Below are 23,237 nucleotides of genomic sequence, written 5' to 3' on the forward strand. Positions count from 1 at the left end.
GTGATGTCCGTTTACTTCTTGCCCTTGTCGGGTTCGGTGATAAAGCGCATCCCTGCCGCGCGAATCGCGAAACCGTTCGGATAGCGCAAGTCCGCATACTCGATATCCTTTCCCCAACGTTGCGTCACCGCGCTCCACGCCGCGCTCAGACGTTTGCTCCGATCGAGCAGCGTGTCCTGATTGCGTTCGCGCCCAAGTTCCACCTGCGTGCCGTTCGAGAGCTTCACCGTCCACGCGTAGCGCGGCGACAGCGTCACTTCTTCAGGCGTCGCGCCCAACGGCGCAAACCATTTCTGGAAGTCGTGATACCGCGCGACCACCTCTTTTGCCGTACCGTCCGGACCGTCGAAGGCGGGCAGATCTTCTTCGAGCTCGCCCTGGTTCGCGGTGAACAGCTCGCCGTCGACGCTCACCAACTGATCGCTGCCCCACGTTCCCAGCGGTTTGTACTCTTCCAGCGTGACAGCCAGTGCATTCGGCCAGACGCGCCGCACGCTCGCATGACGTACCCACGGCATCTGCTCGAACGCCTGACGCGCCACGTCGAGATCCACCGTAAAAAAGTTGCCCTTCAAGCGCCCCACCACACCCGCGCGCACCGTCGGCGAATTGATGTGTTCGGTATCGCCGTCGATCTGGATTTCGCGCAGCGCGAAATTCGGGCGCTGGATCAGCCAGTAACCGCCTGCCGCCAGCAGCACGAGCACCAGCAACACATGCAATGTGTTGGCGGCAAAATTGAGCTGGCGAACGTTGTTCCACATGGTGTTGCTTTCGGGTCGTCCCGGTTAGTCCTGCAGCGTCAGCGCCAACACGCCGACAACCAGTTCCTGATAGCTGATGCCCACCGCACGCGCCGCTTTCGGCGGCAGCGAGTGATCGGTCATGCCAGGCGCCGTGTTCACTTCGAGGAAATACGGATTGCCGTCGGCGTCGAGCATGAAATCCGCGCGGCCCCAGTCGGTGCAGCCGAGCACGTCGAAGGCACGGCGCGCCAGCACTTTCAGGCGCGCTTCCTCGTCCGCCGCCAGACCGCACGGGATCAGATACTGCGTGTCGTTCGCGATGTACTTCGCGTGATAGTCGTAGAACTCGCCGGCCGGCACGATGCGGATCACCGGCAAATCCAGATTGCCGGCTATGCACGCGGTGTATTCGCCGCCGCCTTCAATACTCTTTTCGACCACGACGATCTTGTCGTACTTGACCGCTTCGATCAGCGCGGCGGGCAGCGCGCCGGCGCTCTTCACCTTGATCACCGCGACGCTCGAACCTTCGCTCGCCGGTTTCACGAAGAGCGGCAAACCGAGCTTCGCGACGATGTCTTTCGAGCGCGCTTCGTAGTCGTCGCCGCGCAGTACCGCTTCGAATGGCGGCGTCGGAATGCCGAGTTGCTGCCACACGAGCTTGGTGCGGAACTTGTCCAGACCGAGCGCCGAGCCGAGCACGCCACTGCCGGTGTACTTAATGCCGTAAAAGTCGAGCGCGCCCTGAATCTGGCCGTTCTCGCCGTAACCGCCATGCAGCGCGTTGAACGCACGCACAAAGCCTTCTTCCTTCAATGCGGCGAGCGGACGCTCGGCCGGATCGAACGGATGCGCGTCCACGCCGGCGTCGCGCAGACCTTGCAGCACGAGGCGGCCGGAATTGAGCGAGACCTCGCGCTCGGCGGAATTACCACCGAGCAGTACTGCCACTTTGCCGAATTGTTTGGGGTCGATACTGCTCATTTCACACCTTCGTTTCCTGCGCGAGGCGACCCGGCACACCGCCGATCGAACCCGCGCCCATCGTGATCACCACATCGCCGTCGCGCACCACTGCTGAGAGCGCGTCCGGCACTTCATCCACCGTATCGACAAATACCGGCTCGACCTTGCCCGCCACACGCAGCGCACGCGCCAACGCGCGGCCGTCCGCAGCGACGATCGGCGACTCGCCGGCCGAATAGACCTCGGTCAGCACGAGCGCGTCGACGGTGGACAGCACTTTCACAAAATCCTCGAAGCAATCACGCGTGCGCGTGAAGCGGTGCGGCTGGAACGCCAGCACCAGACGGCGGCCCGGAAATGCGCCGCGCGCCGCCGCCACCGTGGCCGCCATTTCGACCGGGTGATGACCGTAGTCGTCCACCAACGTGTACGCGCCACTCGCTTTGCCTTCGCTGACGACCGGCACTTCGCCGTAGCGCTGGAAGCGTCGGCCCACGCCGTTGAAATCCGCCAGCGCTCGCTGGATATCGGCATCTTTCACTTCAAGTTCAGTCGCAATTGCAATTGCGGCCAAAGCATTCTGTACGTTGTGCTCGCCCGGCAGGTTCAAGACGATGTCGATCGGCGCCGCGTCTTCGCGCATGGCCGTGAAATGCATCTTGCCGTCACGCGCTTTCACGTTGACCGCGCGCACCTGCGCATCTGGCGCGAAGCCGTAGCGAATGATCGGCTTCGACACGAACGGCAGGATTTCCTTCACGTTCGGATCGTCGACGCACAACACCGCGATCCCATAGAACGGCAGCCGGTGCGTGAATTCGATGAACGCCTGCTTAAGCCGCGCGAAGTCGTGGCCGTAGGTGTCCATGTGATCCGCGTCGATGTTCGTGATGACTTCGATCACCGGAAACAGATTCAGGAACGACGCATCCGACTCGTCGGCTTCCGCGACGATGAAGTCGCCCGTGCCGAGGCGCGCATTCGCGCCCGCGCTGATGAGCCGGCCGCCGATCACGAAGGTCGGATCGAGACCGCCCGCCGCGAGCACGCTCGCCACCAGCGAGGTGGTCGTGGTCTTGCCGTGCGTACCGGCAATCGCGATGCCCTGCTTCAGGCGCATCAGTTCCGCGAGCATCACCGCGCGCGGCACGATCGGAATGCGGCGATGACGCGCGGCCAGCACTTCCGGGTTGTCGCTGCGCACCGCGGTGGAAACGACCACCGCGTTCGCGCCTTCGATGTTCTCCGCCGCGTGGCCGATCGCAATCCGCGCGCCGAGTGCGGCGAGGCGATCGGTGATTGCGTTGCTCGTGAGATCCGAGCCGCTCACCTGATAGCCGAGGTTGACCAGCACCTCCGCGATGCCGCTCATGCCGACACCACCGATGCCGACAAAGTGAATGTGTTTGACGATGTGTTTCATTGCTTTCCTTCTGGGCTCGCGCCCGAAATCGAACCCGCCACGGTCGCGCAAATCTGCGCGACCTGTTCCGTGGCGTCGGGTTTCGCGAGCGAGCGCGAACGCTCCGCCATCTCCGCGAGGGTTGCTCGCGTCTGGCTGCGCAACCAGTCAGCGAGGGTTTCCGCCGACAGATCGCGTTGCTGCACGACCAGCGCCGCGCCGTTGTCGGCGAGGAACGCTGCATTAGTGGTTTGGTGATCGTCTACTGCATACGGGAACGGCACGAAGAACGCCGCCACGCCTACTGCTGAAATCTCGGACACCGTCATTGCGCCGGACCGGCAAATCACCAGGTCCGCTTGCGCATAAGCGCTCGTCATGTCGTCGATGAACGGCACGAGTTCGACGTCGGCGCCTGCTTGCAGACCTGCTGCCGCGTAGTTCTCGCGCAGCGCTTCAATATGCTTCGCGCCCGCCTGATGCACGATGCGCGGCCGTTCGTTCGACGCGAGCAAGGCCACCGCGCGCGGCACGACTTCATTCAACGCCGCGGCGCCCAGACTGCCGCCCACGACGAGCACATTCAACGGACCGCTGCGTTGCGCGTAGCGTGCTTTGGGTGCAATCGCGCGCGCAAGTTCCTCACGAATCGGATTTCCCGTCCATTCGCCGTGCGGCAGTGCATTCGGAAACGCAACCAGCACGCGTTTAGCGACTTTCGCGAGCACCTTGTTCGCGAGACCGGCAATCGAATTCTGTTCATGCAGCACCAGCGGACGGCCGCTCAACGCGGTCATCAAGCCGGCCGGAAACGTGATGTAGCCGCCCATGCCGAGCACGACGTCCGGCTTCACGCGACGCAGCACGGAGAGACTTTGCGTGCAGGCACGCAGCAGATTCAGCGGCAGCATCAGCTTGCGTTTCAGGCCCTTGCCGCGCACGCCGCCGAAGCGCACGTATTCCATCGGGATGCCGTGCTTCGGCACCAGCGTCGCTTCCATGCCCGCGGGATTGCCGAGCCATACGACCTTCCAGCCCCACGCCTGCATCAGATGAGCGACCGCAAGCCCCGGGAACACGTGTCCCCCGGTGCCGCCGGCCATCACCATCAGCGTGCGTTGCGGCAGAGCGGTCATACTTTCCCTCCGCGCATCAGCACACGATTTTCGTAATCCACACGCATCAACACGGCAACAGCGACGCAGTTCAAAACAATTCCGGAGCCGCCATAACTGACTAGCGGCAACGTGAGACCCTTGGTCGGCAGCAAGCCGAGGTTCACGCCCATGTTGATGAAGGTCTGCGCGCCGAACCAGATGCCGACGCCTTTCGCCACCAGGCCCGCGAACGTGCGGTCGAGTGCGAGCGCCTGACGGCCGATCTCGAACGAGCGGCGCACGATCCAGTAGAACATCAGGATCACGACCAGCACGCCGACAAAACCCAGTTCCTCGCCGATCACCGCGAGGATGAAGTCGGTATGCGCTTCCGGCAGATAGTTGAGTTTCTCGACGCTGCCGCCGAGACCCACGCCGAACCACTCGCCGCGACCGAACGCGATCAGCGAGTGCGTCAATTGATAAGCCTTGCCCTGCGCGTAACGGTCGTCCCACGGATCGAGGTACGCGAAAATCCGTTCACGACGCCACGGCGACGCCCACACCAGCAAACTGAACGTGCCAACCGCGGTTGCCACCAGGCCGCCGAACAGCTTGCCGTTCACGCCGCCGAGAAACAGCACGCCCATTGCGATCGCCGCGATCACCATGAACGCGCCCATGTCCGGTTCGAGCAGCAGCAACGCGCCGACGAGACCCACGGCGACCGCCATCGGCAAAAAGCCTTTGGCGAAGCTGTGCATGTATTCCTGTTTGCGCACCGTGTAGTTCGCCGCGTAAATCGTCACCGCGAGCTTCATGATTTCCGACGGCTGCATGTTCGTGATGCCGAGCGGAATCCAGCGGCGCGCACCGTTCACGCCCTTGCCGACGTGCGGGATCAGCACGATCACCAGCGCGAACAGCGAGATCAGAAACAGCTTTGGCGCGTACTTGTCCCATGTCGCGATCGGAATCCGGAACGACACGATGCCGATCACCGAGCCCATCACCACGAAGATGATCTGGCGCACGAGGAACGCGTAATCGCGGTACGACGCGTACTTCGGCGAATCGGGCATGGCGATCGACGCCGAATACACCATCACCACGCCCAGACCGAGCAGCGCGACGACCACCCACAGCAGCGAGTGATCGTAGTCGAGCATGCGCGAGCGCAGCGGACGCACGCCGTTGACGGCGCTCGCAAGACCACTGCCGCCCGTGCGGCCACCGACGCGAGCCGCGCCGCCCGAACCACCCGCATCGCCGCCAGCGGCCTGGCGCGAACCGAAACGTTCCGACCAGCTCATATCATCGTCCCCCGTTCGGCCGCGATGTCTTCTACCGTGCTGCGGAATACCGCGGCGCGGTGCGCGTAACCCTTGAACATGTCGAAGCTCGCGCAAGCCGGCGAGAGCAGTACGGCATCGCCCGGCTCAGCGAGCGCGGTCGCGGCGCGCGTCGCTTCTTCGAGCGTCGCGTGATCTGTCATAGCAATGCCGGTTTCTTCCAGCGCGGCGCGAATCTGCGGCGCGTCGCGGCCGATCAGCATCACGGCGCGGCACCAGCGCATGACCGGCGCGGCGAGCGGTTCGAAATCCTGACCCTTGCCGTCGCCGCCGGCGATCAGCACGATGCGCTGTGCGAGCCCGTCGAGCGCGGCCACCGTCGCGCCGACGTTGGTGCCCTTGCTGTCGTCCACATAGTCGACACCGTCGATCGACGCGATTAATTCCACGCGATGCGGCTCGCCGCGATATTCGCGCAGTCCGTGCAACAGCGGCGCGCCCGGCAGACCGACCGCGCGTGCGAGTGCGTAAGCGGCGAGCGCGTTGGCGGCGTTGTGCAGGCCACGAATGCGCAAGGCGTCCGCGGGCATCAAACGCTTCAACGCGATGTTCGGCGGCGTGACCACTTCGTTCTTGCGACGGCGCTTCGGCACGGGTTCGTCGCTCGCGTCGCGATCGTGCGCCTCTACAAGCCAGATCATGCCGTTATCGCGCAGCAGACCGTAGTCGCCGTCGTTCTTCGGCTCGGTGACGCCGAACGTGACCATCTCGGCTTCGCTATCTTCCGCGGGCGCGAGCTTCATGACACGCGAGTCGTCGCGATTCAGCACGCGCACGGTCTGCGCACCGAAGATGCGGCCCTTCGCGGCGGCGTATGCGTCCAAACCGCCGTGCCAGTCCAGATGATCCTGCGTGATGTTCAACACGACCGCCGCATCCGGCGAGAACGTGTGCGCCGTTTCCAACTGGAAGCTCGACAGTTCCAGTACCCACACGTCGGGCAACGCGGTGTTGTCGATCGCTTCGGCGAGTTTGTCGAGCAGCGACGGGCTGATGTTGCCCGCCACCGCGACCTTCTTGCCGGCGCGCTCGCACAGCAGGCCGGTCAGGCTCGTCGTCGTGGTCTTGCCGTTGGTGCCGGTAATCGCGATGACCTTCGGAGCGTAGCCGCTTTCGCCAAGCGACTTCAGCGCTTGCGAGAACAGTTCGAGTTCGCCCCACACGGGGATGCCCTGCTCGCGCGCAGCTTCGATCAGCGGCAACAGATCGGCGGCAAACGGCGACAGGCCGGGGCTAATGGCGACGAGTTCGACACCTTCGAGCAACACCGGCGAAAACGGGCCGCCGACGAACGCGGCGTCGATGCCGTGCGCTTCCAGCGCGGGCAGGTTCGGCGGTACTTCACGCGTATCGGCCACACGCAGCCGACAGCCGTGCCGCGCGCACCAGCGCGCCATTGCAAGACCGGATTCACCCAGTCCCAGCACGAGCACCATCGGCTTTTGCCGATCCCGAAACTTCTCGCCGAACATCGCCTGCTTCCTTAAGGACCTGCTGCTTAACGCAGTTTGAGCGTGGACAAACCAAAGAGACACAACATCAACGTGATGATCCAGAAGCGCACGACCACTTGCGTTTCCTTCCAACCCGACAATTCGAAATGGTGATGCAGCGGCGCCATCTTGAAGAGACGCCGCCCTTCACCGAAGCGGCGCTTGGTGAATTTGAACCACGTCACTTGCAACATCACGGAGAGCGTCTCCGCGACGAAAATTCCGCCCATGATGAAGAGCACGATTTCCTGGCGCACGATCACCGCCACCGTGCCGAGCGCGCCGCCGAGCGCGAGCGCCCCGACGTCGCCCATGAACATTTGCGCCGGATGCGTGTTGAACCAGAGGAACGCGAGCCCTGCCCCGCCCATTGCCGAACAGAAGATCAGCAATTCGCCCGCGCCGGCGATATGCGGAAACAGCAGGTATTTCGAGTAAACCGAACTGCCCATCACGTAAGCGAACACACCGAGCGATGCGCCGACCAGCACGACCGGCATGATCACGAGACCGTCGAGGCCGTCGGTGAGATTGACCGCGTTGCTCGCGCCGACGATCACCAGATACGTCAGCACGATGAAGCCCCACACGCCGAGCGGATAGCTGATCGATTTGACGAACGGCAGCATCAGGTCGGCACGCGCCGGCAAGCCCATCGAGAGGCCGCTGCGCACCCACGCCATGAACAGGTCGAACACGCGCACATTGCTCGCTTCTGACACGCTGAAAGCCAGATAAACCGCCGCGAACAGACCGATCACCGACTGCCAGAAATACTTTTCGCGCGACGACATGCCGCGCGGATCCTTGTAGACCACCTTGCGGTAATCGTCGACCCAGCCGATCACGCCGAAACCGAACGTGACGAGCATCACGATCCAGATGAAGCGATTGGTCAGATCGGCCCACAACAACGTCGCCACGGCGATGCCGAGCAGAATCAGCACGCCGCCCATGGTCGGCGTGCCGGATTTGACGAGGTGAGTTTGCGGGCCGTCTTTACGAACGGCCTGACCGACCTTCATCGAGGTCAGCTTGCGAATCACCGCCGGGCCGCAGACGAGCCCGATCAGCAGCGCGGTGATGGTCGCCATCACCGCACGGAAAGTCAGATAACTGAACACGCGCAAGAAGCTTGCGTCATTCTGCAGCCATTGCGCCAGCGCCAGTAGCATGCTTCGGTCCTTCTATTTCAATGTGCGGCGGGCGTACTGCCCGCTGCGTTGGGTTGTGGACTCGTTACGGCGTCCACCACGCGCTCCATCTGCATGAAGCGCGAGCCTTTCACGAGAAGCGTTGCACCAGGACCGAAACCGGCCTGCTGCAATTGCGCGACCAGCGTGCCGATGTCGGCGACGTGATGCGCGTTCGCGCCATACGCGGTGCAGGCGTCGCGCGAGGCGTCGCCCATTGCGTACAGCGCGTCGATACCACGTTCCTTGGCGTAAGCACCGATTTCGCGGTGAAACGCCGGGCCGTTGTCGCCGACTTCGCCCATGTCGCCCATCACCAGCACGCGCGGCGCGGCGCGGGAGGCGAGCACGTCGATCGCGGCCCGCATCGAATCGGGATTGGCGTTGTAGGTGTCGTCGATGACGGTGGCGCCGGCGAGCGAGCCGAGTACGGCCTGCTTCACCTGCAAGCGGCCCTTCACGGCGCCGAACGATTCGAGGCCGCGCTTGATCGCGTCGAGCGACACGCCCGCGGCCAACGCTGCCGACGTTGCGGCCAAGGCGTTGTGCGCGTTGTGGTCGCCCAGCACTTTCAGCGTAACTTCGATTTGGCCTTCCGGCGTGTCGATGCTCAGGACGTTGCCGGCGAACGTGCCTTTTACTGCGGCTTCGGTGATGCGCTCGGCGGAGTTCAGCGCGAAGTCCATGATGCGATTGCCGGTTGCGGCCACGCGCCAGATGCTCGCGTAGGCGTCGTCGGCGGGGAACACCGCGACGCCTTCCGGCGAGAGCGCATGAATCACGCTCGCATGTTCGAGCGCGACCGCTTCGACCGTCGCCATGAATTCCTGATGCTCGCGCTGCGCGTTGTTCACCACGGCGACCGTCGGCTCAGCGATCTTCGCGAGCTCCGAGGTTTCGCCCGGATGATTCATGCCCAGTTCGACCACTGCCAGCCGATGCGCTGCGTGCAGACGGAACAGCGTGAGCGGCAAGCCGATGTCGTTGTTAAAGTTGCCCGCGGTCGCGAGACGCGCGTCGGCGCCGACTGCGGCGGCGAAAATCGACGCGATCATTTCCTTGACCGTGGTCTTGCCGTTGCTGCCCGTCACCGCGACGAGCGGCATGCTGAACTGGCGGCGCCAGCCGCGTGCGAGCGCGCCGAGCGCGATGCGCGTGTCGGTAACTTTGAGCGCCGGCACAGTCCAGTCTTGCGGCGTGCGCGTGACGAGAACAGCGCTCACGTTGCGCGCGGCGACGTCCGGCAGAAAGTCGTGGGCGTCGAAGCGATCGCCCTTGATCGCGACGAACAGATCGCCGGGGCCCGCGCTACGGCTGTCGGTCGAGACGCGTTCGAAGGTAACGCCCTCGTCACCCAGCACGGTCGCGCCCGAGATCAGCGCGGCGGCTTCACGCAGAGAGAACATGTTCATTCGCCACCTCCGCGTGCGTGCGTCGCGCGCGCGGCTAGCGCGAGGCGAGCGTGGTCCTGATCCGAGAAAGCGCGTTTCTTGCCCATGATTTCCTGTGTTGCTTCGTGCCCCTTGCCGGCCAGCACGATGACGTCTTCGCGCGCGGCGCTGCGGATCGCTTGCAGAATCGCGCTCGCGCGGTCCTCGATACGCCGCGCTTTCGACGCGTCTTTCATGCCCGCCGCGATCTGCTCGATGATGGCTTGCGGATCTTCGCTGCGCGGGTTGTCGCTGGTGACCACGACGCCGTCGGCGATTTTCTCGGCGATCGCGCCCATCAGCGGACGCTTGGTCGCGTCGCGGTTACCGCCGCAGCCGAACATGCAGATCAGTTCGCCGCCGCGCGCGGTCGCCATCGGGCGCAATGCTTCGAGTGTTTTTTCCAGCGCGTCCGGCGTGTGCGCGTAGTCGATCACGACGAGCGGCTCGTCGTTCTGCAAGCGGCCACCGAGCCGCTGCATGCGCCCGTTCACCGACTCGAGCTTTGCAAGTTCGGCCACGGCGGCGTCGAAAGGGACGTCCGCGGCGAGCAATGCGCCCAGCACGCCGAGCAGATTGCTGACGTTGAACGCGCCGAGCGTCTGTACTTCCACTTCGGCATCGCCCCAATCGGAAGTACTCAGATGGAACGCGGTGCCTGTGGCCGTAGCGCGCACATTCGAAGCGAGCAGAAGCGCGTCGGCTTGCGGCGCGTCTTGTAGCGTTTCGTCCAGCCCATAGGCGATGGTGCGTGCATGGCCTTGCGTGCTCGCGAGCAAACGGCGGCCGGCTGCATCGTCGCGATTGATCACGGCCGCGCGCAGTTCCGGCCAGGCGAACAGACGCGCCTTGGCGGCTTCGTAGGCTTCGAACGTGTGGTGATAGTCGAGATGGTCCTGCGTAAGATTCGTGAACACGGCGATGTCGAACGCCGTGCCGTTCACGCGCCCCTGATGCAGCGCGTGCGACGACACTTCCATGGCCACCGCCTGCGCGCCCGCGTCGCGCAACTGCGCGAGACTGCGCTGCAATTGCGGCGCGTCGGGCGTAGTAAAGCCGCTGTGCACCAGGTGGCCCGGCAAGCCGGTGCCGAGCGTGCCGATGATCGCGCAACGCGTGCCGAGCGCCGTCAGCGCCGCCGCGATCCACTGGCTGCACGAGGTCTTGCCGTTCGTGCCGGTAACGCCGAGCGTCAGCATGCTGTCGCTCGGATCGCTGTACCAGCTGCTCGCAATCGAACCCGCCAGTTCGTTCAACGCCGGCACGGCCAGCGTGTTCGACGGATCGATCGCGCCGCTGAAGCCTTCGGGCTGAACCAGCACGGCGGCAGCGCCACGTTCGATCGCGCCGTCGATGAACGGGCGGTTGTCCGCGCCATCCACGGCATAGGCGAAAAACGCGTCGCCGGCCGCGAGCGAGCGCGTGTCGGCATGCAGATGCGCGCCTGGCTGCACGTGAGCATGCAGCCAGGCGAGGGCGTCGGCGATCTGCCGCTGTGCGGGATGCTTCTTCCGCAACATGGTCATCGCACGACTCCCGGATGGCTTTTCCCGTTTGCGGAAATCGTCATCTTCTTCGCGCCGGCGCTGGTGGAGAGCTTCTTGGCCGTGGCCGGCGTGGCGGGCGCGGTCGGTGCGGCCGGTGCCGAATCGTCCGACACCACCATTTGCTTGACCGGCATGTCCGGTGGCACATTCAAGGAGCGCAGCGTGTCGCCGACGATGCTCGAGAACACCGGGCCCGAGACCTGACCGCCGAAGTGGCTGCCCGCCGTCGGTTCGTCGACGGAGACGGCCACGACGATGCGCGGGTTCGGCATCGGCGCCATACCGACGAACGAAGCGCGATATTTCGAGTGGTCGTAGCCGTGCGCGCCGTGCTTGTACGCCGTGCCGCTCTTGCCGCCGACGCGATAGCCCGGCACCGCCGCATCCGGCGAGGTGCCGCCCGGCGCCGTGACGGTTTCGAGCATGGCGCGCACTTGACGTGCGGTAGTAGGCGCGAAAATCTGCGGGCCGGTGGCCGGCTGATCGCCAGGCGTGCGGAAAATCGACACCGGCATGATCTCGCCGTCGTGCGCGATTGCCGTATAAGCGCGGCCCAACTGGAACAGCGACACCGACAGACCGTAACCGTACGACATGGTGGCCTGCTCGATGCGGCGCCAGCTCTTCCACGGACGCAGACGGCCGGCCGCCGCGCCCGGGAATCCGACCTTCGGCGCCTGGCCGAGACCGATGCTGGTGTACATGTTCCACATCTCTTCGGGCTTGAGCTGCATGGCGATCTTCGTCGCGCCGATGTTGCTCGACTTCTGGATCACGCCGCCCACCGTCAGCACGCCGAACGCGCTGTCGTCGGTAATCGGCGCACCGTCGAGCACGAAGCGGCCGCCGCCTGTATCAACCAGTGTAGTCGGCGTGACGCGGTGCAGATCGAGCGCGAGCGAAACCGTGAACGGCTTCATGATCGAGCCGGGCTCGAACGTGTCGGTCAGGATGCGGTTGCGCAGCTGATCGCCGGTCAGGTGTGAACGGTCGTTCGGGTTGTAGGTCGGGTAATTGACGAGCGCCAGCACTTCGCCGGTGCGCACGTCGATCACCATGGCCGCGCCGGCCTTCGCCTTGAATTTCTCGACAGCCGCCTTCAGGTTCGTGTAGGCGATGTACTGAATCTTGCTGTCGATCGAGAGATCCACGTCCTGGCCGTTGTGTGGCACGACCTGCTCGTCCACGTCTTCGATGATGTGGCCCATGCGGTCCTTGATCACGCGGCGGCTGCCCGACATGCCGGCGAGCAGCTTCTGGTCGCCGAGCTCGACGCCTTCCTGGCCTTCGTCTTCCACATTGGTGAAGCCGATCAGGTGGGCCGTGATCTCGCCTTCCGGATAGAAGCGCTTGTACTCGTCGCGCGCGTAAATACCGGGGATCTCCAGCGCGGCGACTTTAGCGGCGACATCCACCGGCACCTGGCGCTTGACGTAAACGAAGGTCTTGTCTTCCGAGAGCTTGGCGCGCAGTTCCTTATTAGTCATGCCGAGCAGTTTGCCGAGCGACGTGAGCTTGTCCGCGCCAAGGTCGTCCGGCACCGATTCGGGAATCGCCCAGATCGCGCGCACCGGCAGACTCGTGGCCAGCACGAGACCATTGCGGTCGAGAATCTTGCCGCGCGTGGCCGGCAGTTCGAGCCGGCGCTGATAGCGGATTTCACCCTGCTTCTGATAGAACGCGTTGCCCGGGCCCTGAATCCAGAAGGCGCGCGCGGTCAGCGCGACGAACGCCATGAACAGCAGGAACACGACGAGTTTCGAGCGCCACATCGGCAGGCGCACCGACAGGATCGGATTGGCCGAGAAAGCCACGCTCTTGCGAGTCGACGATTTTTTCATCGCACACCTCCGCGACGGGTCGGTGCCGGCGCCGATGCCGGGCCGGAAGTCGGAATCGGTGCATCTTCGGCTTTCGCCGCGCCCGGATCGAGCGTGAGGTACTGGGTGCGGCCGGTGGCGACCGATTGCATCTTCAGGGAATCAGTGGCGATAGTCTCGATGCGCGACGTTTTCGACAGCGCGCTCTGCTGATATTGAAGTTGCGAATAATCCTGCTGCAGTTGACGCTCCTGCGATTGAGCGCGCTGCAACTGGATAAAGATCTGGCGCTGCTGATTGGTGGCATTGACGACGGACAGAGCGCAGCCCATCACGATGATCAGCAGGAAGATATTGAGACGGTTCATGGTGCGATCCGCTCCGCCACACGCATCACGGCAGAACGGGCGCGCGGATTCGCGGCGACTTCAGCGTCGCTCGCGAATACGCGGCCGATGATTTTGAGCGGAGGGCTCGGCAGATCGACTGCGCGAATCGGCAGACGGCGATCCACCGTCGGCGTACTCGCGTGCGCCTGCATGAATCGCTTGACGATCCGGTCCTCGAGCGAATGAAAGCTGATGACCACCAGCCGCCCCCCTTGCTCCAACAGCGACAACGCTGCTTCTAAAACGACTTGCAGCTCCGCAAGCTCTTGATTGATGTGAATCCGTATAGCTTGAAAGGTGCGGGTTGCCGGATCCTTGCCCTTCTCACGGGTTTTGACGACGTTAGCCACGATTTGGGCAAGCTCGCCCGTGCTGACGAGAGGCCCAAGACGGTCGGACTCTGCCCGGCGAGCAACAAGCGCCTTTGCAATCTGAAAAGCAAACCGTTCTTCCCCATAATCTCGTATCACCTCCGTCAATTCCTGCACCGTGGCCCGCGCAAGCCAATCAGCCGCCGATTCGCCGCGCGTCGGGTCCATCCGCATGTCGAGCGGGCCGTCGGCGCGAAAGCTGAAGCCCCGCTCCGGATCGTCGACTTGCGGCGACGACACGCCCAGATCCAATAAAACGCCCGACACCCGTCCTACGCCGCGCTCCGCAATCGCGGTGCGCAGTGAAGCAAAACTCTCGTGCACGATGCCGAAGCGCGGATCCGCAATCTGCTGCGCCGTGGCGATGGCGAGCGGGTCTTTGTCGAAAGCGATCAGACGCCCCGACTCAGCCAGCTTTTCCAGCACCAGGCGGCTATGCCCACCGCGCCCGAACGTGCCGTCCACATAGACGCCGTCTGCGCGCGTGACCAGCGCCTGGACCGCTTCTTCCAGCAGCACCGTGCGATGCTGCAATTCGTTTCCCATCGCAGGTGCCATATATGTAAACCGCGATCAGAACGTGAAATCTTTTAACGCGTCGGGCATGCCCTCGGCCATTGCCGCCTGTTCCTTCGCAGCGTATGTTTGTGCATCCCACAACTCGAAGTGACGACCCATGCCAAGCAAGGTCACTTCTTTTTCCAATCCACCAGCCGTGCGCAATTCCGGCGATACGAGCACGCGCCCTGCGCCGTCCATTTCAACGTCCATTGCATTGCCGAGAAAAATGCGCTTCCACCAGGTCGCGTTCATCGGCAGCTTGTCGACCTTGTCGCGGAAGATCTCCCACTCCGGGCGCGGAAAGAGCAACAGGCAGCCGTCCGGGTGCTTGGTGATCGTCACCCGGCCCTCTGCCTGTGTCTGCAGCGCATCCCGATATCGAGAGGGAATAGACATCCGCCCTTTCGCATCGAGCGTCAGCGCCGACGCCCCTTGGAACACTTCGCTCTCCCCATTTGGCGCATTGGCGCGCCAGCTGCCCGACCCATGAAAATCTACCCGAAACCGCTCGTGAGATCACACAAAAATACACTTTCTCACACTGTCTCCCACTTTAGAGGAACGCTAAACGGGGGTCAAGGGAGATACGTGCTTTTCCAGCGAATTTTGTTTGTTAGAACAAGGACTTAGCGCGACTCCTTCACGTCGAGCATAAAACGGAAAACCGTTATAAATGAACGAGCTAGTGCAGCTTGTGAAGGTGATACGTGAAAAGTGCTGGGGAAAGGCGCGGAATGAAAGAGATCGTTAAGCGGGATCGGCAGACGTGGGATGGCGTTTCTGGGTGCTTCAGGCGAACGGCGCGAGGCGCCGTCCCACTTTCGAGATGTACATGAACAGTTGGCTTTAACTTATATGTAATAGGCGGTACGCGTCATGACTTTCGACACGGCGCGCATCAGCGCGCGCGCGGGCAACGGTAGCTCGAGGCCACCGGCTTCCATCGCCGCCTTGCCGTGTTCCGCTTCGTCCGCGCGCATCTGCTCGACGATTGCACGCGACTCGTGATCGGCTGCCGGCAAATCGTTCAGGTGGCCGTCGAGATGCAACTCCACCTGACGCTCGGTTTCGGCCATGAAGCCGAGGCTGACGCGGTCGCCCATGCGTCCTGCCGCGAGACCGATTGCGAGCGCGCCTGTATACCAGAGCGGGTTCAGCAGACTGGGGCGCGAGTCGAGCGCTTCGAGACGTTTGAAAGTCCACGCGAGATGATCTTCTTCCTCGATCGCCGCGCGATTGAACACGGCCCGCAAAGACGGCGATTTGGTCGCGAGTTTCTGAGCCTGATAGAGCGCCTGGGCGCAGACCTCGCCGACGTGATTCACGCGCATCAAGCCGGCCGCGTGCGCACGCTCGGCCGGTGAGAGTTCGACCGCTGGTTCGGTCACCGCGGATTCTTGCGGCACCGGCAACGGACGACTCATCCGCGACACGCCGGTCATTGAGCGTAAACCCCGATCAAACTCGCTAATCAACTCGTCCAGAAACATTCAGCACTCCCTCACTCGACAACCGCCTCACCGATCCGCCAGGTCCGCTCGACAAGGCTTTGCAGTGCAAAACCGGCTTCGCAAAAACCTTCAAACCGCATGAATCGGGCGGCCAATTTCTGATTTTAGACCATGTTGCGTAAACGAAACAGGAGCCTTCGCGCCCCGCTCCTTTTTCTTTGTGCCATGTATGCCTTTTGTTACATTACGTGCAACTTCTCGCGAAGTTGGACATGCAAGGCCTCAACGCTAGATAAATATTCTGCCTTGTACAAAAGATTCGTAATCCTTGGAGATCATTCGATGAAAAAGTCGCTTCTCGCTCTCGCAGCACTGGGCGCATTCGCAGGCGTCGCACATGCTCAGAGCAGCGTGACCCTGTACGGTATCATTGACGAAGGCTTCAACATCAACACCAATTCGGGTGGCAAGCACCTGTACAACCTGTCCAGCGGCGTCATGCAAGGCTCGCGTTTCGGCCTGCGCGGCACGGAAGATCTGGGCGGCGGTCTGAAGGCAATCTTCGTGTTGGAAAACGGCTTTGACGTGAACAACGGCAAGCTGGGTCAAGGCGGCCTGATGTTCGGTCGTCAAGCTTACGTTGGCCTGTCGAGCCAGTTCGGTACGGTCACGCTGGGTCGTCAGTACGACTCCGTCGTCGACTACGTCGGTCCGCTGGAAGCCGGCGACCAATGGGGCGGCTACATCGCTGCTCACCCGGGCGACATCGACAACTTCAACAACGCGTACCGTACCAACAACACGGTCAAGTACACGAGCGCTGATTACGGCGGCCTGAAGTTCGGCGGCACGTACAGCTTCGGCGGCGTTGCCGGCAACGTCACGTCGAACCAGATCTGGTCGTTGGGCGCTGGCTACAACAACGGTCCGTTGGTCTTGGGCGTTGGCTATTTGAACGCACGCACGCCGGCAGCTTCGGGCGGCCTGTTCAACAACGGCGGTACGGCTGCAACGCCGGCCGCGGCTGTGACTTCGCCGGTGTACGCTGGCTTCTCGTCGGCTAACACGTATCAAGTGATCGGTGCAGGCGGCGCTTACACGTTCGGCGCAGCGACCATCGGTGCGACGTACTCGAACATCCGCTTCGCCAACCTGGGCGCTTCGTTCGCATCGCCGTTCAAGGGCCAGTCGGCTACGTTCAACAATGCGGAACTGAACTTCAAGTATCAGTTGACCCCGGCATTGCTGGTCGGCGCAGCGTATGACTACACGCGCGGCGCGGAAATCAACGGCAACTCGCGTGCTCAATACCACCAAGGCTCGCTCGGCGTGGATTACTTCCTGTCCAAGCGCACGGACGTGTACGTGATTGGCGTGTACCAACACGCTCTGGGCGATACGATCAACGCAGCGGGTGCTACGGTCAACGCAACGGCAGGCATCAACGGCCTGTCGGGCTCGTCGAACCAGAACCAACTCGCGGCTCGCGTCGGTATCCGCCACAAGTTCTAATAAGTCGTAAAAAAGCAGTCTGCCTCAAAGGCGCCTTCGGGCGCCTTTTTTTATGGCGCGCGCTGCCGACTGGTTTTGCCATGCGATTGCTGCGCGAAAGAAAAGGCCCGGCAGACTTGCGTCCGCCGGGCCTTTTTCGCTTACTCGCCGCTTCTTGTCAGCTTCTTGCCGGCTTCTTGCCCAATCAGTGTGCGATTCCGCCTACGCCCGTCCGTCGCGCAACTCACGGCGCAGAATCTTGCCGACATTGCTCTTCGGTAGTTCAGTGCGGAACTCGACGATCTTAGGCCGCTTGTAGCCGGTCAACTGCTGCTTGCAGTACGCGAAGATGTCGGCATCAGTGAGCGCCTGATCCTTCTTCACGACAAACAGTTTCACTGCTTCGCCCGAATGCTGGTCCGGCACGCCCACCGCGGCGACTTCGAACACGCCCGGCAGTTTGGCGACCACGTCTTCGATTTCATTCGGATAGACGTTGAAACCGGACACCAGAATCATGTCCTTCTTACGGTCGACGATCTTGACGAAGCCACCGTCGTTCATCAGGCCGACATCGCCCGATTTGAAGAAGCCGTCCGGCGTCATCACCTTCGCGGTTTCGTCGGGCCGGTTCCAGTAACCCGCCATGACCTGCGGGCCGCGGATGCAGATTTCGCCAGGCTGGCCGAGCGGCACTTCATTGCCCTCGTCGTCACGAATCGAGATTTCCGTCGACGGCAGCGGCAGGCCGATCGTTCCGCTGTATTCGGTGACCGTGACCGGATTGCAGGTCACGCACGGTGACGTCTCCGACAAACCGTAGCCTTCGATAATCGGCGTATGAGTCTCTTCGTACCAGCGCTTGGCGACAGCTTCCTGCACCGCCATACCGCCGCCATTCGCGGCGATCAGCTTCGAAAAATCGAGCTTGTGGAAATCCGGGCTATTCAACAACGCGTTGTACAGCGTGTTGACGGCGGGAATCGTCGTGATCGGATAGCCTTCGAGCGCCTTGATCATGCCCGGAATGTCGCGCGGATTCGGAATGAGTACACCGAGGCCGCCGGTACGGATCGTCAACAGACCGCACACGGTCAGCGCGAACACGTGATACAGCGGCAACGCCACGACGGTGACGAACTGACCGATATCCGTGCGATTCGCGCGAACCGGATCGAGCCAGATCTCCGACTGCAGCACATTCGCAATCAGGTTCCGATGCAGCAGCGTCGCGCCCTTGGCCACGCCTGTCGTGCCGCCCGTGTACTGGAGAAAAGCGACGTCGTCAGGACCCTGCTGGACCGCTTTGAAATTCTGGCGTGCGCCTTCCGCGATGGCGGTGTTGAACTTGACGTGACCCGGCAGACTCCAGGCCGGCACCATCTTCTTCATCTTGCGCACGACGAAATTCACTAGCGTGCCCTTGATCCCCATCAGGTCGCCCATCGCGGCCACCACGATGTGCTTGATCGACGTGTTGCGCACGATCGCCTGCAGTGTGACCGCAAAGTTCTCGAGCAGAATGATCGCTTCCGCGCCGCTGTCCTTGAGCTGATGCTCGAGCTCGCGAGGCGTGTAAAGCGGGTTCACGTTCACGACTACATAACCCGCGCGCAAAATGGCTGCAATGGCCACCGGATATTGCAGCACGTTGGGCATCATGATCGCGATGCGCGCGCCGCGGGCGAGGCTCTTCGATTGAAACCACGCGGCGAGTTTGCGCGAAAGCGCGTCAAGCTCGCCGTAGCTGATCTCCTTGCCCATGCAGACGAACGCCGGTTTGGCGCGGTGGTCGCGGAAGGCCTCCTCGAGCAGTTCTCCGACCGACGAATAGCGGCTCGGGTCGATCTCTGCGGGAACGCCGGGCGGATAAGATTTCAGCCAGATTTTGTCCATGCAGCGTCTCCTCCTTTATTTTCGAATGGTCGTGCTAAAAACACATCGTAGCATGGGCACCTCGGTGCTATTCGCGAAAAGCGGCTTGGTTAGACTGCAGCCTCGAACCTGTGAAGGACGCGGGCTGCGGGACGACCGAGCGGAATTCAGACGCGCTCGACTTCGACCAGGCAGTCGTAGAAAGTTGCCGACCCGCCCAGATCGGTGAGCGCCTGGCTGGTGAGTTGATTGGCATTGCGACCGTCGGACGCGAGCTTTTTCCACCAGATCGACAGGCCGACCACGAGCCCTTGACGGGCTTTATCCGTGACGCGCACGCGCGCCTGCATGGAACCGCGATCGTTAAAGATCCGCACCCGAGCGCCATCGACGATCTCCCGCGATTGAGCGTCGGCCGGATGCATGTCGAGGTGCGGCTCGCCTTCCGTCGAACGCAGACTTTCGACGTTCACGAAGGTGCTGTTCAGGAAGTTGCGGGCCGGCGGCGAGATCATCGCAAGCGGGTAGCGGGCGGCCAGCTCCGGTGCGCCGTCGGCGGATTCGTAGGGCGGCAGATAGTCCGGGAGCGGGTCGAGCCCCTGCTGCGCGAGGCGTTCACTGTAGAACTCGCATTTGCCGGACGGCGTTCGGAAGCCGCCTTCTGCGAAAGGTGCGTCGGGCAGGTTCAGCCGGGCCCAGCCGGTTTGCTTCAACGTCTGCCAATCCACGCCTTCGAGCGTTTTGTCCTGCCAGCGGAATGCATTTTTGGCGACGGTCTCGTCGCTTTCGAAAAGCGCCGGCTCGCTCAGTCCCATGTGACGCGCGAAGCCGCGGAAAATCTCCGTGTTCGGAAGTGCGCCGCCGACCGGAGCGATTGCCGGCAAGTTGACCATCACGTGTGTGTGGCCGTATGACTTATGGACATCGAAGTGTTCGAGCTGAGTCGTTGCGGGCAGGAGCAGATCGGCGTAGTCGGCGGTGTCGGTCTGGAAATGCTCCAGCACGATGGTGAAGAGATCCTCACGCGCGAAACCCGCTGCGACTCGCTCGGAATCCGGCGCGACGGCCACCGGATTCGAGTTGTAGACGACGATCGCTTCGACTTTAGGGCCGAACGCGGTGTCGCCCTTGTGCAGCAACGCATCGCCGATTGTATTCATATTGATGACGCGGCTGACCTTGGACGGCCAGCCCGGCATCAGGTCCGGACGCTGCAACGCATGCGAGTCGACCGGCGCCCAACCGCCCGAGGACAGCAGCACGCCACCCGCTCTTTCGCGCCACGCGCCCGTCAACGACGGCAGGCAGGCGATAGCGCGCACGGCATTGCCGCCGCCACGCACGCGCTGCAGACCGTAATTCATGCGGATCGCGGACTTTTTAGTACTGCCGTAAAGTCGCGCAAGATCGATGATAACGCTTTCATCAACGTCGCAAATTCCAGCAACACGCGACGGTGGGTAATTCAACGCGCGGGCCTTCAGTTCATCAAAACCTAATGTGTGTGCCTCAATGTAGGCGTGATCGAGCAGATTTTCCGCGATCAACACGTTCATCATGCCGAGCGCCAAGGCACCATCGGTGCCGGGTTTCAGGGCGATATGCTGATGGCACTTTTCGGCGGTCAGCGAGCGGTATGGATCGATTGCGATCAGCTGTGCGCCGCGGCGTTTGGCCTGTTGAGCGCGGGTCCAGAAATGCAGGCTCGATGCGATGGGATTGGACCCCCAAATGAGGATAACTTCGCTCTCGTCGAAAAACTCGGTGAGCATGCCAAGGCTTGCGCCATAGGTGTACTTCAAACCGGCGGCGCCGGCGGACGCGCAGATCGTCCGGTCCAGTTGCGATGCGCCGAGCTTGTGGAAAAATCGTTGCGCGATGCTGTCGCCCTGGACCAAACCCATCGTGCCGGCATAGCTGTAAGGGACAATCGCTTCCGGCGCGCGACTCGCAATCTCTGAGAGACGGCCTGCCGCGAGCTGGAACGCCGCATCCCAACTGATCGGCTCAAAGCGGCCCTCGCCTTTACGGCCGACGCGCTTCATCGGCGTCGTCAATCTTTGCGGATGATGCACGCGCTCAGCATAGCGGCTGACCTTGGCGCACAGCGCGCCTTGGGTCGGCGGATGTTCGGGATCAGCGACGACCTTGATCGCACGTCCAGCCGCGACCGTCACCCGCATCGCGCAGGTGTCGGGGCAGTCGTGCGGGCATACGGCGCGAGCGAGTTCGGTCAGAGCATTCATCGGCGATCCTTTCAAGAAGGCGGTGAGCGGTGTAGCAATCCCGGATTCTATTACGGCAATTGCTGCGTGGCCTGCGCGCTGCCGCCAAAAAGGCCTTGGGCGTAGAATCGGTTATTACCGTGCCCGGGCCAGTGTGGCCCCGAGCGATTCCACGCAAGCCAAAGCACAGACGCGTCACCACTCCATCATGAAACTTATCCCCGAAATCCAAGCCGCTCACGGCGAAATTCAGACCCTCCGACGAACAATCCACGCCCATCCGGAACTGCGTTACGAGGAGACGGCGACGGCCGATCTGGTGGCACGAACGCTCGAGTCCTGGGGCATCGAAACTCATCGAGGGTTGGGCAAAACCGGCGTGGTCGGTGTGCTGAAACGCGGCAATGGTTCACGCTCCATTGGTCTGCGGGCCGATATGGATGCGTTGCCGATACAGGAACTGAACAGCTTCGACCATCGGTCGAAAAACGACGGCAAGATGCACGCGTGCGGCCATGACGGACATACCGCGATGCTGCTCGGTGCCGCGCGGCACCTGGTCAAACATGGCGAATTCGACGGCACAATCGTGTTCATTTTCCAGCCTGCCGAAGAAGGGGGCGCCGGTGCGCAGGCCATGATCGACGACGGCCTATTCGCGAAATTTCCGGTCGACGCAGTATTCGGTATTCATAACTGGCCGGGCATGCCGGCGGGACACTTCGGCGTGACCGAAGGTCCAATCATGGCGTCGAGCAACGAATTTCACATTGAAATCAAAGGCGTGGGCTCGCACGCCGCGCTGCCGCACAACGGCCGCGATCCTGTCTTCACTGCCGTACAGATTGCGAATGGATTGCAGAGCATCATCACGCGGAACAAGAAACCGCTCGACACCGCCGTGTTGTCGATCACGCAGATTCACGCCGGCGACGCGGTCAACGTCGTCCCGAACAATGCGTGGATCGCGGGCACCGTACGGACGTTTGCGACCGAGACGCTAGATCTGATCGAAGCGCGCATGCGCAAGATCGCGGAGAGCACGGCCGAGGCCTACGATTGCTCGGTCGATATTCGTTTTCACCGAAACTACCCGCCGACGATCAACAGCAGCGAGGAGGCCCGCTTTGCAGCGACGGTGATGAAGGAAATTGTCGGTGCAGATAAAGTCGACGACGCGGTCGAACCAACGATGGGCGCGGAGGACTTCTCTTTCATGTTGCTCGCCAAACCGGGTTGTTACGCGTTCCTGGGTAATGGCGATGGTGGGCACCGAGATTCGGGCCATGGCGCGGGTCCCTGCATGCTGCATAACGCGAGCTATGACTTTAACGACGAGTTGTTGCCGATCGGCTCGACGTACTGGGTACGGCTGGCACAGCGGTTTCTGGCGCAGGGCAAATAGAATATTTTCGAGGGGGTTGGCGGCGGTAAATGGTTCGCCGCCGAGCCATCTCTGGTTGCGCTATGAATGATTTCTTCGGATGGGAATGAGGTGATTTATCCCGTGGATTTTCTACGTGTATGGCGGTGGGGTTGTAAACGCAGAAACCCCACCTTTGTGGGGTGGGGTTTCTGTTTGCTGCTGGGGAGCCTGACGATTACCTACTTTCACACGGGTAATCCGCACTATCATCGGCGTGGAGTCGTTTCACGGTCCTGTTCGGGATGGGAAGGGGTGGGACCGACTCGCTATGGTCATCAGGCATGACTTGTTGCTGCACTGCTCGTGGAGCAATACAGCCAATCGGGAAGAAGTAGTTTCTGGTGATGCTCACCAGGGGTAAAGCTGTTGGGGTTGTGTTGTTTCTGGCACAACACGATCACT

General features: G+C 62.3%; 18 protein-coding genes and 1 rRNA gene. 2 read left to right on the forward strand and 17 right to left on the reverse strand.

Annotated elements, in window-relative coordinates; translation table 11 throughout:
- Positions 1 to 11: 11 nt before the first annotated feature.
- The 14 genes from B0G81_RS23175 to coq7 form a co-directional block, all read right to left on the reverse strand.
- Positions 12 to 764, reverse strand: a complete 753-nt coding sequence (locus B0G81_RS23175) for a cell division protein FtsQ/DivIB (RefSeq protein ID WP_106285166.1) — start codon at positions 762 to 764, stop codon at positions 12 to 14.
- Between the two features lie 24 nt (positions 765 to 788).
- Positions 789 to 1,730 (reverse strand): D-alanine--D-alanine ligase, encoded by a 942-nt coding sequence (locus B0G81_RS23180; RefSeq protein ID WP_116118339.1) that lies wholly within the window; start codon positions 1,728 to 1,730, stop codon positions 789 to 791.
- A 1-nt stretch (position 1,731) separates the two neighbouring features.
- Entirely contained in the window at positions 1,732 to 3,135 is a 1,404-nt protein-coding gene (murC, locus tag B0G81_RS23185; protein WP_116118340.1) for a UDP-N-acetylmuramate--L-alanine ligase, read from the reverse strand.
- A complete protein-coding gene (murG, locus tag B0G81_RS23190) occupies positions 3,132 to 4,250 on the reverse strand; it encodes an undecaprenyldiphospho-muramoylpentapeptide beta-N-acetylglucosaminyltransferase (RefSeq protein WP_134138452.1) in 1,119 nt (372 codons plus the stop codon). Before murG ends, murC begins: the two co-directional genes overlap by 4 nt.
- Positions 4,247 to 5,524 carry a putative lipid II flippase FtsW gene (ftsW, locus tag B0G81_RS23195; RefSeq protein ID WP_116118342.1) on the reverse strand — a complete coding sequence of 426 codons (1,278 nt, stop codon included), beginning with the start codon at positions 5,522 to 5,524 and terminating at the stop codon, positions 4,247 to 4,249. Before ftsW ends, murG begins: the two co-directional genes overlap by 4 nt.
- Positions 5,521 to 7,035 (reverse strand): UDP-N-acetylmuramoyl-L-alanine--D-glutamate ligase, encoded by a 1,515-nt coding sequence (gene murD, locus B0G81_RS23200; protein WP_134138453.1) that lies wholly within the window; start codon positions 7,033 to 7,035, stop codon positions 5,521 to 5,523. The genes ftsW and murD overlap by 4 nt, the downstream gene beginning before the upstream one ends.
- Positions 7,036 to 7,061: 26 nt before the next feature.
- On the reverse strand, positions 7,062 to 8,231 hold the full coding sequence (gene mraY / locus B0G81_RS23205) for a phospho-N-acetylmuramoyl-pentapeptide-transferase (RefSeq protein ID WP_106285161.1): 1,170 nt from the start codon (positions 8,229 to 8,231) through the stop codon (positions 7,062 to 7,064).
- A gap of 17 nt (positions 8,232 to 8,248) precedes the next feature.
- Positions 8,249 to 9,661, reverse strand: a complete 1,413-nt coding sequence (murF, locus tag B0G81_RS23210; RefSeq protein ID WP_134138454.1) for a UDP-N-acetylmuramoyl-tripeptide--D-alanyl-D-alanine ligase — start codon at positions 9,659 to 9,661, stop codon at positions 8,249 to 8,251.
- A complete protein-coding gene (locus tag B0G81_RS23215; RefSeq protein WP_134138455.1) occupies positions 9,658 to 11,205 on the reverse strand; it encodes a UDP-N-acetylmuramoyl-L-alanyl-D-glutamate--2,6-diaminopimelate ligase in 1,548 nt (515 codons plus the stop codon). The genes murF and B0G81_RS23215 overlap by 4 nt, the downstream gene beginning before the upstream one ends.
- A complete protein-coding gene (locus tag B0G81_RS23220) occupies positions 11,202 to 13,067 on the reverse strand; it encodes a penicillin-binding protein 2 (RefSeq protein WP_134138456.1) in 1,866 nt (621 codons plus the stop codon). Before B0G81_RS23220 ends, B0G81_RS23215 begins: the two co-directional genes overlap by 4 nt.
- A complete protein-coding gene (gene ftsL / locus B0G81_RS23225) occupies positions 13,064 to 13,414 on the reverse strand; it encodes a cell division protein FtsL (RefSeq protein WP_106285157.1) in 351 nt (116 codons plus the stop codon). The genes B0G81_RS23220 and ftsL overlap by 4 nt, the downstream gene beginning before the upstream one ends.
- Positions 13,411 to 14,364, reverse strand: coding sequence for a 16S rRNA (cytosine(1402)-N(4))-methyltransferase RsmH (rsmH, locus tag B0G81_RS23230; protein WP_106285156.1), 954 nt, complete (start codon positions 14,362 to 14,364; stop codon positions 13,411 to 13,413). The genes ftsL and rsmH overlap by 4 nt, the downstream gene beginning before the upstream one ends.
- A gap of 15 nt (positions 14,365 to 14,379) precedes the next feature.
- Positions 14,380 to 14,808, reverse strand: coding sequence for a division/cell wall cluster transcriptional repressor MraZ (gene mraZ / locus B0G81_RS23235; protein ID WP_012434430.1), 429 nt, complete (start codon positions 14,806 to 14,808; stop codon positions 14,380 to 14,382).
- Between the two features lie 410 nt (positions 14,809 to 15,218).
- Positions 15,219 to 15,857 (reverse strand): 2-polyprenyl-3-methyl-6-methoxy-1,4-benzoquinone monooxygenase, encoded by a 639-nt coding sequence (gene coq7 / locus B0G81_RS23240; RefSeq protein ID WP_134138457.1) that lies wholly within the window; start codon positions 15,855 to 15,857, stop codon positions 15,219 to 15,221.
- A 303-nt stretch (positions 15,858 to 16,160) separates the two neighbouring features.
- Between coq7 and B0G81_RS23245 the strand changes: the two genes are divergently transcribed.
- Positions 16,161 to 17,330, forward strand: a complete 1,170-nt coding sequence (locus tag B0G81_RS23245) for a porin (RefSeq protein ID WP_106285154.1) — start codon at positions 16,161 to 16,163, stop codon at positions 17,328 to 17,330.
- A 201-nt stretch (positions 17,331 to 17,531) separates the two neighbouring features.
- Here B0G81_RS23245 and B0G81_RS23250 read toward each other — a convergent pair whose 3' ends face one another.
- Positions 17,532 to 19,205, reverse strand: coding sequence for a long-chain fatty acid--CoA ligase (locus tag B0G81_RS23250; protein ID WP_134138458.1), 1,674 nt, complete (start codon positions 19,203 to 19,205; stop codon positions 17,532 to 17,534).
- Between the two features lie 146 nt (positions 19,206 to 19,351).
- Positions 19,352 to 21,430 (reverse strand): molybdopterin oxidoreductase family protein, encoded by a 2,079-nt coding sequence (locus B0G81_RS23255; protein ID WP_134138459.1) that lies wholly within the window; start codon positions 21,428 to 21,430, stop codon positions 19,352 to 19,354.
- 187 nt (positions 21,431 to 21,617) lie between these two features.
- On the opposite strand from B0G81_RS23255, the gene B0G81_RS23260 reads away from it, so the two are divergent.
- The gene (locus B0G81_RS23260) at positions 21,618 to 22,814 is read left to right on the forward strand and encodes a M20 aminoacylase family protein (RefSeq protein ID WP_134143191.1); all 1,197 of its coding nucleotides are present in this window, start codon (positions 21,618 to 21,620) and stop codon (positions 22,812 to 22,814) included.
- 187 nt (positions 22,815 to 23,001) lie between these two features.
- On the opposite strand, the gene rrf is transcribed toward B0G81_RS23260, so the two are convergent.
- Positions 23,002 to 23,115, reverse strand: a 5S ribosomal RNA gene (rrf, locus tag B0G81_RS23265).
- Between the last annotated feature and the right edge of the window lie 122 nt (positions 23,116 to 23,237).

The sequence above is a fragment of the Paraburkholderia sp. BL6665CI2N2 genome (assembly GCF_004366535.1).
Classification (GTDB): domain Bacteria; phylum Pseudomonadota; class Gammaproteobacteria; order Burkholderiales; family Burkholderiaceae; genus Paraburkholderia.